Below are 10,239 nucleotides of genomic sequence, written 5' to 3' on the forward strand. Positions count from 1 at the left end.
CGGTAACCGGTCGATAGGGCCCGTTCCTAACGTCGTGGCCAGAAGAAGGAACACCACCGACCACCCGACACCGACACCGGCCTCCGCAGGAGCACTGATGCCCAAGATCACCTACCTCGCCACCGACCGCAGCAACGAGACCACGCTCGACCTCCCCGTCGGCACGAGCATCATGCGCGGCGCCATCTCCAACGACCTCGACGGCATCGTCGGCCAGTGCGGCGGCTACGCCCAGTGCGCCACCTGCCACGTCTACGTCGAGCCCGAGGGCCTGGGCAAGCTGGCGGAGCCGGAGCTGGAGGAGGACGAGATGCTGGAGTTCACGGCCTGCGGCCGCGAGTCCAACAGCCGCCTGAGCTGCCAGCTCACGGTCACCGACGAGCTCGACGGCCTGGTCGTCCGCCTCCCCGAGCGGCAGTGCCAGTGAGCGCGGCCACCGGGGCCGCACAGCCGGCCGCCACAGAGTCCCCGACCACCGCCGGGCACATCGTCGTCCTCGGCGCCGGCCAGGCAGGCCAGCAGACCGCCGCCTCCCTCCGCGAGCACGGCCACCAGGGCCGCATCACCGTCATCGGGGACGAAGGAGTCCTCCCCTACGAACGCCCGCCGCTGTCCAAGGCCTACCTCAAGGGCGAGGCGGACGAAGACCGGCTCTGGCTCCGACCAGAGACCTTCTACGAGCGCAACGCGATCGAGCGGGTCACGGGCACCGCCGTCGCCATCGACCGCACCGCCCGTACCGTCCGTCTCGCCGACGGCACCCTCCACCCCTACGACCACCTCGTCCTCGCCACCGGCGCCAGGCCCCGCACCCTCCCGGTGCCCGGCTCCGACCTGCACGGCATCCGCACCCTGCGCACCCTGGAGGACGCCCGCCTGCTCAGGAAGGACCTCGCCGGCGCCGCGCACGTGGTGGTCGTCGGGGCCGGGTTCATCGGCCTCGAATTCGCCGCGGCGGCGCAGGAACTGGGACACCGGGTCACCGTCGTCGAAGCCCTCGACCGGCCGCTGGCCCGGGTCGCCTCGGCCCCCACGGCCGCCCACTTCACCCGCGTGCACCGGGAACACGGCAACGAACTGCTGCTCGGCCAGGGCGTCTCGGCCTTCCACGGCGACGGGGAGGGCCGGGTGGCGGCGGTGGAACTCACCGACGGCCGCCGACTGCCCGCGGACCTCGTCCTGGTGGGCGCGGGGGTCATGCCCTGCACCGAACTGGCCGAAGCGGCGGGCCTCACGGTCGCCGGCGGCGTGGTCACCGACCACCGGCTCCTGACCGGCGACCCCCGGATCTCGGCCGTCGGCGACTGCGCGGTCTTCCCGCACCCGCGGGCGGACGCACCGCTGCGCATCGAGTCGGTGCAGAACGCCGTCGACCACGCCCGCCTGGTCGCCGACCGGCTCACCGGAGGCGTCCGCACCTACGACGACCTGCCGTGGTTCTGGAGCAGCCAGTTCTCCACGACCCTGCAGATCGCCGGGCTGGGCCACACCGCGGACTCCGAGCTCGTCCTGGGCGACCCCGACGGCGGTGCCTTCTCGGTCCTGCTGTTCCGCGACGGCGAACTGGTGGCGGTGGAGTCGGTCAACCGGCCCGCCGACCACATGGCGGCCCGCCGGATGCTCACCGGCGGCATCCTGCTCAGCCCCTGGGAGGCGGCAGCCGACGGCTTCACCCTCCGCGCCCACCTCAAGTCCCACACCACCCGCCGAGTCCCCGTCGCAGCCTGACCCCGGCCGGGAGCCTGTATCCACGGGCCTCCCGGCGGCGGCCGCCTGCCTCCCGGGTACCGGTCGCGGCCGTGCGCCGACGGGGGTACACCGGCTCTCGCGGACCATGTGTCCCTGGGCACAACGGGGGTTGATAATTTGTTGATCATGGGGAGAAACGCCTGGGTGACCAGGTCTCTGGGTGGGGGAGCGCTGCTGTTCGCGGTGTCGGCGCTGTGGACGCTCCTGTTCGGCTCGGCTGTTTCGGTGTACCGGCCGGACGTGGCCGTACTCGGGGCGGTGGCCCTGGCGCTGGCCGCCGGGTGGGTGTGGTCGGGTTCCCGGCCGATCCCGGTCACGCCACCGAGGCAGGTCGAGCCGGTACCGGCGCCGCCCGCGAAGCTGCCCTGGAGGCGGCCGTTGAGGGACTTCCTGCCCCTGCTGCTGGCCGTGGTGGTGGTCCTGCCCGCAACGGCCGTGGTCACCGAACTGGTGTCCCGCCCGGACGGCGTGGACTTCCAGCGGATCGCGGCGATACAGAAGGCCGGGGCCGAAGTGACCCGGGGGACCATCGCCGACGTCCACCGGGTGGACGGGAGACCGACCAAGGAGAAGGTGACCAAGGGCGACGCGACGGTCGAGGTGCCCCTGTACGCCCCGGGGGGCCGCGCGACGGACACCAGGCGGCTCGAAGTGGTCAACGGCCATTTCGAGTACCCGTACGGCATAGGCCGTACGCTCGATCCGGACGAGGCACTGCGCGACCTCCCGGGCGCGTCAGCCCTGGTGCTGCACGCTCCAACGGCACCCGAACTGGGCGGCGTCGTCGACGCTTCCGGCCGTGTCGAGCGTTACGTGGAGAAGGACTCGCTGTTCGCGTTCTCCCTCCCGTCCACGGCCACCCTGATCGGACTCGGGGTGGGAGCGGTACTGACGTTCTTCGGGTCGCTGCTGTTCGTCCGGATCCGCCCGTCCGACCCCGTCCTGCGAACCCTGCGCGAGGACGCCGCCGCCGGGGCGGCGCTGCCCGCCGTTCGGGCACGGATCCTCGCGGCACGGCGGAACGACCACACGACGTTCGGAACGGTGGACGGCACGGTCCGGGTGAGATCGGACCACAAGCTGCGCTTCGCGCTGGAAGACGGTTCCGAAGTGCTGATCGGCAATCGGGCGGTCGAGCCGGCCGGGCTCGCCCTCCTCGCGGCGCGCATGGGAGAACGGCCGGGCTGGCTGTGTGGTGCCCGGAACTGGCGGCTGATCCGCAACGGCGAACAGCCGGTCGTCTTCGTCACCGACGAGGGGGAGGTGGCGTGGCTGACAATGGACCGCACGGAGTTCCAGCGGGTCCTGGAGCCCGCCACGCAGGTGCAGCCCGACCCGGAACGCCGGACACGGCTCTCCCCCTGGCCCACCACGGTGGTGCCCGGGGCCCACTGGCCCTGGCTCGGGGGCATGGTGCTGTCCTACGGACTCGCGGTCCTCGTGCTGACGCTGCCGATGTCCTGGCTTGCCGCGGCGCTGAGCACCGCACTGGCCTTGGCGGTGGCCGTGGCGGCCTGCGTGGTACTGGTGCGCCGCAGGGCGGCCCTTTCCGACCGGACGGGCCGCTGGGAGGTCCGCGCGACCCGCGACCCCGAACTGGGCCCGGCCTGACGGCGGTCCATGACGGCGGGTGCGGCCGCCCCGCTCAGCCGAACACGCCCGCGAAGTACTCTCGGAGCTCCGCCACACCCGGCCGCGCCAACCGTGCCCCGACATACCCGTCAGGCCGCACCGCGAAGGCCGTCACCCCGTCCGCGACCCCGTACAGCCTGGCGAACTCGCCCCGCCCGTCGCGGTACACGGGCAGCAGCGTCCCTCCGGCCTGCGTCCCGTCCCCACCCTCCCCGTCCGCCCCGCTCACCGCGAACGCCTCCACCCGCCCACCCGACGACTCCCTTGCTGCGTCAACCAATTCGTCAGACCAGCCCTGGTCCGCCCCGCCTCCGCCGTCGTACAGCACCAGCACGTGCTCCCGTCCCCGCAGCACGTCGTACAGCCGCATCGGGTACCCGGCGATCCGGTCCGTCAGACCACCGCAGTCCGGGGCGCGGTCGCCCGGGCGGGGCCCGCCGCCGGCGCCGACCGTACCCGCCGGACCGACGACGGGACTGCCCCGGTACCCGACCAGCAGCTGCGCCTCGCGCAGCACCAGTGTGGCCGGATCGTCCATGTCCGCCTCCATGCCCTCCGTGGCATGCCGCACCGTCCGCCCGACGACCTCCTCGCCCACCGGCCGCCGCTCGGCGTCGTAGCTCGCCAGCAGACCGGCCCCGGCGGCCCCCTCGACGGCGAGGGCGAGCTTCCACGCCAGGTTCCAGGCGTCCTGGATGCCGGTGTTCATGCCCTGGGCGCCGGTCGGCGGGTGGATGTGCGCCGCGTCCCCGGCGACGAAGACGCGGCCCTCGCCGTACCGGTCCACGATGCGGTGGCTGATCCGGAACACCGAGGCCCAGCGCAGGGCCGACGCCGTGGTCGGCTGCGGCGCCAGCCGGTCCAGCACGGCCTGGATGTCGGCCAGTCCGGGGGCGGCGCCTCCCTCCAGACCGTGGGCGACACCGTCGGGACTCCCGCCCGCCGCCCCGCCCTGCTGCGCCGCCGACAGTTCGGGCGGCACCATCATCGACATCCGGTACCGCTTCCGGCCGGGCAGCGGGATGCACACGAGCACGTCGTCCACCGTGCCGTCCGGGCCCAGGTGCGAGGAGCGCACCGTGTACCCGTCGGGGACGTCCCAGTCGACCTCCACGTCGCCGAGCATGTACTCCTCGGGGAAGGCCCCGCCCTCGAAGGACAGTCCGAGCCCCTTGCGGACCGCACTGTGCGCGCCGTCGCAGCCCACCAGGTACCGGACCCGCAGCTCCTCCTCCATTCCCGCGGCCGAGACCAGCCGGCAGGTCACGCCCGAGGCGTCCTGGCCGAACGACACCAGTTCCGTGCCCCGCTCGATCCGCCCGCCGGAGCGCTCCAGGACCCCGGTGAGGATGCGTTCGGTCTCGTACTGCGGCAGGGCGGCGAAGCGGTACGGGACTTCGGGCGGCAGGACGAGGTCGAAGCGGCCCGCCGGGGCCCCGTTGACGTACGCCAGCTGACCGCGCAGCGGAACGGAGGCCTCCAGCGCCTCGCGGACGATCCCCATCCGGTCCCAGACCTCCAGCGTGCGCGGCTGGATGCCCACGGCCTTCGCGAAGGGGAGCCTCCTCACCAGCCGGTCGACGATCCTGCAGGAGACCCCGCGCCGCCGGAGTTCCACGGCGGCGGTCAGGCCGACCGGGCCGGCGCCGACCACGAGTACGTCCGTTGCGCGACTCTCTGCCACGACCGCCTCCGGGCGTGCGGCCCCCCGCGGATGGGTCCCCGGCACCATGGTCACCCGCCGTCCGGGGCCGCCGCCAGTCGAACACGCTCCGTGCTCGACGGCGCCGGCCCCGGCGGATCAGCGGGCGGTCAGCCGGAGCCGGGTCTCCACCTCGTGTTCGCCGGGCACGGTGCCGAGGTCCTGCACCGCGAAGGCCCGCTCCAGTTCCTCCCGCACGAGGCGGACCTGTTCGGCGGGGCCGTAGAGCTCCGCCGTCACCGGCGAATCCAGCGCCGCCGGTGCGGTGTCGGAGTCCTTGCGGGCCGATGCGTCCACCGTGAGCGACCACACGGTCGCCGCGCTCCCGCCGGAGGTGGCCCGTACCGTCCCGCCGGGGGCCGACACATCGGAGAACGAGTGGCGCAGGGCGTCGAAGACCACCTCGGCGGTTTCGTGGTCGCAGTCGGACAGGTGCAGGCTGACATGGTCGGTGCTTTCCCCGGCAGTCATCGCGAGGTTCCCTTCCACCGTTGGGCACACGGGCGCACGCCATCGTAGGGATCACCACGCCGTCCCGGCCGTAGCCACCACCGCACGCCGGAGCCATCACCCGTTCGCGTCACGACCGGGCGGACGCCCGCGCGGCCTACGACCGGCAGAGGAGGGCGATCCGCTCCAGTTCCGCCGCGAGCACCCCGGGGTCGCGCGGCCCGATGTGCGGCGCGGCGAAGGAGCGGACGCGGAAACGATTCCCCGGAGTGGTCTCGTCCGCCTCGCGGATCATCAGGTCCTGCAGCGGCAGCGGGATCGACCGGTCCTCGGTGAACCGCAGGAAGGTCCGCGGCACCCGCCCCCACCGGTCCGGCAGTCCGCGCGCGTCCGTGGCCCCTATCGCCGCCGACTCGTCCGGCTCCAGCAGCGACATCAGCATCCGGATCTCCTCGTCCGGGTAGTCGGCGGCCAGCGCCAGCTTCGCGGCCCGGAACACGGCGGGGTCGTTGGACCGCCAGTTGACCCGGTTCACGCCCAGCTCCGGCGGGGTCGGCACGGCCGGGATGCTGAACAGCGCGCTCCCCGCGTTCTCCGGCGTGAAGGCCAGCGAGACCACCGTGGGGTGCTTCGTGGGGCAGAAGGCGGAGGCGTACACCAGGTGGGCCAGCAGCTCCGGGACCCGGTTCGCGACGGCGTTCACGGTCACACCGCCCATGCTCTGCCCCACCAGCACCACCGGCCCGTTGCGCCGGACCCGCCGGACCACGGCCTCCACGTGATCGGCGAAGTCGTCGAGCGTGACCTTCGTGAGCGGCGACGGCTCGGTGCGCAGCCGCTCCGGGTCCTGCGGCGCCTGGTAGGAAGCGGGTACGTAGGCCTGCCAGCCGTGGCCGGGCAGGTCCACCGCCACGGCCCTGTGCCCGCGGATCCCCATCTCCGCCACCACCGGCTGCCAGGAGGCCGAGTTGGCCCCGGCTCCGTGCACGAACACGAACGTCGGCGGCCCGGACCGGCCGCCGGCCCGTTCCGCCGCCCCGGTCGCGGCACCCGCCGCCGGAGCCCCGGCCGCGGCTGCCCCCAGCGCTCCGGCCCCCGCCACCGCGGCCCGCAGCAGCGTCCGGCGCCCGTTTCCCCCGGCCGTCTCACCCGTCGTGCCCGCCACGTGCGTCCCTCGTATCCCGTGCGTCCCGCTCGTCCTGCCCGTGTTACCCGTCGGTTCGGTCATGTGCCGCATCGTAGATCCGGCCGGATCCGGCCTTTCTTCCCACCGAAACGATCAAGCCAACGAGCGGAAGGGGGCCCGGGGAGGGAGGTGGTGTCGACCGTCCCGCCGCGCCGGGGAGAGGATGGCCCCATGGAGACGACGGAGCTGGTGGAGCGGGCGGGCGTGCTCGCCGCCCGGGGCGTACGGCGCATCCTCGGCATCGCCGGGCCGCCGGGCGCGGGCAAGTCCACCCTGGCCGCCGCCCTCGCCCGGGCCCTCGGGCCGGCGCGGGCGGTGGTGGTCCCGATGGACGGCTTCCACCTCGCCGGGGCCGAACTGGACCGCCTCGGCCGCGCCGACCGCAAGGGCGCCCCGGACACCTTCGACGTGTCCGGATACACCTCCCTCCTCGACCGTCTCCGGACCCCCGGAACGGCCACCGTCTACGCCCCCGCCTTCGACCGCACCCTCGAGGAGCCCATCGCCGGGAGCATCCCCGTGGGCCCCGGCGTTCCCCTGGTCATCACCGAGGGGAACTACCTGCTGCACGACGCGGGGGAGTGGGCACGGGTCCGGCCCCTGCTGGACGAGGCGTGGTACCTCGCCCCCGACGACGGCCTGCGCGTACGGCGCCTGATCGACCGTCACGTCCGGCACGGCAAGGAGCCCGGCCACGCCCGTGCCTGGGTGACGCGCTCGGACGAGGCGAACGCCCGCCTGATCGCCCCCGGCCGGCACCGCGCCGACCTCGTCGTCGACGGCACGTGACACGGCCGGGGGCGCACGCCCGCGGTCCGTCAGGACCCGGGGCACTCCCGCCAGGCCAGGTGGTAGACGGTGCTGATGTCACCGTCGGTGGAGTCCATCGTCATGTAGCTGGTGGACGAGGGGGCCGAGGTGCCCTTGCGCACCCGCAGTTCGGTGTTGATGTTGAAGTTCCGCTGCACCCCGCACGGTGCCCACACCAGCTGCGCCCAGTCGGTCGTGTCGGTGGCCTGCCAGTTGTCCTCGTACGGGCCGTTGAACGCGTGCTCCCGCGCCGCCGTCTGCGGCGATCCCTGGAAGTAGTACGAGGCCTTCGTGGTGCTGCTCGCGCCGGGCGCGAGGGAGGCGTAGCCGCGGTAGTCCGCGCTGGCGATCGCATAGGTGAACCCGTGCGGCACGTGCACGATGAGGTTGAGCTGGCAGTTTCTGCGCGCGGCGGTCGTCGGCGCGCCGCCGCCGACCTGTGCGAGGTACTGGCTGTAGGTCACCGTGAAGGCGGTGTTGTCCTGGGACACGGCGACGGCGGCGGTGTCCTTGGGACACCCGGACCCGTTGACCGTCGCGACCTCGATGACGATCCGGTCCGGCGGCGTGTCGGTGATCACCGAGGTGTCGTGCTGTGCGGGCAGGGCCGTTGCGAGCAGTACGCCGATCGCGCTGCTCACCAGAACTCCTCCGGCCATGACTCTCCAATCCGCTGCTACGGGAAATGCGGGTGAAGTGGGGGGCGCACAGCCGGCGGAAGCTGGCGGGTGGTGCGGGCGCGCGCCATGGGCATGGGGTCATGCACATGACAAGATTCATCGCATCCGGCGCCCGTGAGGAGCAGCACCCGGACAGCGGAATCGTAGGCTCCCCCACCGCCCCGGACCAGCGCGCAGTTTGGCCATTCCCCGGCCCTGCAGGACCGGGGCGATTCCGGCGCCGGTCCGTCCGTCAGCCGGTCGTTCCGGCCGGGGCCGTGCGGCGGCGGGGGCGGCCGCGGTTGCGGCCGCGGCGGGTGCGCAGCCGGCTCGTGCGCAGCCGGTACGCGGTCTCCGGGTCCCGCTCGGCGAGTTCGGTGAGTGCCGGGTGCCACCTCAGCACGGCCACGTGTGCTTCGAGGAGCTCCTGCAGGCTGCCCGTCCTCTTCCTCTGTCGGCCGTACAGGCCGAACCAGACGAACTGGGCGACCAGAGACCACCAGATCACCCATCCCGCGGTCCGGTCTCCCGGCCCCGTTGGCGGGATGGCCATCAGCACGACCGTGGTGTACACCTGCCATCCGAGCAGCAGCCACACTCCGGCGGTGGCCAGGGCGGAGCTGCGCATCTGCTCGGGCAGGTGGGCCCACAGCCTGGCGAGGGCGGTGATGTGGAAGTTCTTCCGAGCCGTCTGGAACGCGCTGTCGTTGAACGCGATGTTCCCGAGGGGCGTGGGCGCCGTTCGACGGCGCAACGCGTCGAGTACGGCGTCCGGCAGCGGGTGCCCGGCGCTGCGCCCGGGGTTGGAACCGGCCGGGGTGAGGGACAGGTTGCCGCGGTGGTTGACCGTCACCAGCCCGTCGAGCAGCAGCCGCGCTCCGGCGGCCGCGACGTCGTCCTCGCCCCACCAGCGCTTGGCGGCTGCGTGGTACGGCTCCACCACGAGCGCCGCGCAGCGGTCCACCGCCATCTGGAGCCACCGCCGTTGCCGGACCCCGTACAGGCCGAGCATCCCGTACAGCAGTGCTGTGACGGGAAGTTCGACGCAGGCGATGACGACGGGGTCCATGCGCCGAGGGTAGGACGGGCACTCCACGCCCGTACATTCGATATCCGGGTGCCCGGATCCTCAGGAAGTTCTCATCCGGCACCCAGCCTCCGCTCAGCCGAGGCTCCCACGATGAGCTCCGTCGACCGGAACTGCCGGTCGAGAGCACGGAGGGTGTCCATGAACAACGTCCGCAAGCGCGCGGGGATCGCCGTCGGCGCGGCCCTGGCCGGTGTCGGCCTGGTCTTCCCGGCCATGGCCTTCGCCGAGGACTCCGGAAAGCCGGCGGCCGCCTCGGAGGCCCAGCCGGTCCCGAAGAAGGAGAAGGCCGCCGAACGGCACGAGCAGCGGCAGAAGGAGCTGGCCGAGTCGCTCGCCAAGGACCTCGGTGTTCCCGTGGAGAAGGTGACCAAGTCCCTGGAGAAGTTCCGGGCCGCGCAGCGCGAGGAACACAAGAAGGGCGCCGAGGGGCGTGAGGCGCTTCCGAAGGACCGCCGCGACATGCGGCGTCCGGACCCGGCCGAAATCCGGGAGAGGCTCTCCGAGCGCCTCGACCAGGCCGTCAAGGACGGCAAACTGACCAAGGCCCAGGCGGACGCGATCCTGGCGGCGGCCGAAGCCGGTGTCCTCCCGGGCCCGGCCGGCGGCCACCCCTTCAAGGCCCGCTGACCGCAGTCCCCGTACGTCCCGGCGGCGGGCCGGCCGGTACGGCAGCCTGCCGCCGGTGGGAGTGCGCCGGGGCGGGGCCGACTGACCGACTGCGGTCAGGGCAGGGCGCGGCGGCGCGGGGCTCGGCGGCGCGGGGAACGGAGGGGGCCGGTGCCGTCGGCCGCCTTCACCGCGAGCGCGGCCGGGCCCTCCGCCCGCGCGGCCGGCCGAGGTACTCCCGGACCGCTGCGCCACCTCAGGGGTGGCCGCGGCACCCCGCGTGCTCCGGCGCCACTCCGGAACCGCGGCTCCGGCACTCCTCCGGCACAGCTCCGGCACTGCACCGGCATTCCTC

10 protein-coding genes are annotated in these 10,239 nt (G+C 73.4%); 5 read left to right on the forward strand and 5 right to left on the reverse strand.

The features are described from left to right. The first annotated feature begins 97 nt into the window (after positions 1–97). The 3 genes from ACGFQ9_RS22105 to ACGFQ9_RS22115 all read left to right on the forward strand — a co-directional run bounded on the left by ACGFQ9_RS22105 (position 98) and on the right by ACGFQ9_RS22115 (position 3,360). The gene (locus tag ACGFQ9_RS22105) at positions 98–427 is read left to right on the forward strand and encodes a 2Fe-2S iron-sulfur cluster-binding protein (protein ID WP_393575826.1); all 330 of its coding nucleotides are present in this window, start codon (positions 98–100) and stop codon (positions 425–427) included. Beyond that, positions 424–1,728, forward strand: coding sequence for an NAD(P)/FAD-dependent oxidoreductase (locus ACGFQ9_RS22110; RefSeq protein ID WP_393575828.1), 1,305 nt, complete (start codon positions 424–426; stop codon positions 1,726–1,728). Before ACGFQ9_RS22105 ends, ACGFQ9_RS22110 begins: the two co-directional genes overlap by 4 nt. 165 nt (positions 1,729–1,893) lie before the next feature. Next, positions 1,894–3,360 carry a hypothetical protein gene (locus tag ACGFQ9_RS22115; protein WP_393575829.1) on the forward strand — a complete coding sequence of 489 codons (1,467 nt, stop codon included), beginning with the start codon at positions 1,894–1,896 and terminating at the stop codon, positions 3,358–3,360. Between the two features lie 34 nt (positions 3,361–3,394). Here ACGFQ9_RS22115 and ACGFQ9_RS22120 read toward each other — a convergent pair whose 3' ends face one another. The 3 genes from ACGFQ9_RS22120 to ACGFQ9_RS22130 all read right to left on the reverse strand — a co-directional run bounded on the left by ACGFQ9_RS22120 (position 3,395) and on the right by ACGFQ9_RS22130 (position 6,761). Next, complete coding sequence (locus ACGFQ9_RS22120; RefSeq protein WP_393575831.1) at positions 3,395–5,065, reverse strand: FAD-dependent monooxygenase; 1,671 nt, start codon at positions 5,063–5,065, stop codon at positions 3,395–3,397. Positions 5,066–5,182: 117 nt separating this feature from the next. Then, entirely contained in the window at positions 5,183–5,554 is a 372-nt protein-coding gene (locus ACGFQ9_RS22125; RefSeq protein WP_393575832.1) for a hypothetical protein, read from the reverse strand. A 136-nt stretch (positions 5,555–5,690) separates the two neighbouring features. Next, positions 5,691–6,761, reverse strand: a complete 1,071-nt coding sequence (locus tag ACGFQ9_RS22130) for an alpha/beta fold hydrolase (RefSeq protein WP_393575833.1) — start codon at positions 6,759–6,761, stop codon at positions 5,691–5,693. Positions 6,762–6,890: 129 nt separating this feature from the next. Between ACGFQ9_RS22130 and ACGFQ9_RS22135 the strand changes: the two genes are divergently transcribed. Then, positions 6,891–7,508: a nucleoside/nucleotide kinase family protein gene (locus ACGFQ9_RS22135; RefSeq protein ID WP_393575834.1), complete on the forward strand. Its 618-nt coding sequence runs from the start codon at positions 6,891–6,893 to the stop codon at positions 7,506–7,508. Between the two features lie 29 nt (positions 7,509–7,537). Here the strand turns inward: ACGFQ9_RS22135 and ACGFQ9_RS22140 are convergent, their stop codons facing one another. Continuing rightward, positions 7,538–8,188: a DUF4360 domain-containing protein gene (locus ACGFQ9_RS22140; protein ID WP_393575835.1), complete on the reverse strand. Its 651-nt coding sequence runs from the start codon at positions 8,186–8,188 to the stop codon at positions 7,538–7,540. A 253-nt stretch (positions 8,189–8,441) separates the two neighbouring features. Beyond that, positions 8,442–9,257 (reverse strand): hypothetical protein, encoded by an 816-nt coding sequence (locus tag ACGFQ9_RS22145; RefSeq protein WP_393575837.1) that lies wholly within the window; start codon positions 9,255–9,257, stop codon positions 8,442–8,444. Positions 9,258–9,416: 159 nt separating this feature from the next. Between ACGFQ9_RS22145 and ACGFQ9_RS22150 the strand changes: the two genes are divergently transcribed. Further along, positions 9,417–9,905, forward strand: coding sequence for a hypothetical protein (locus tag ACGFQ9_RS22150; protein ID WP_393575839.1), 489 nt, complete (start codon positions 9,417–9,419; stop codon positions 9,903–9,905). Positions 9,906–10,239: the final 334 nt, after the last annotated feature.

It is taken from the genome of Streptomyces sp. NPDC048603 (assembly GCF_043199475.1).
In the GTDB taxonomy this organism is placed as follows: domain Bacteria; phylum Actinomycetota; class Actinomycetes; order Streptomycetales; family Streptomycetaceae; genus Streptomyces.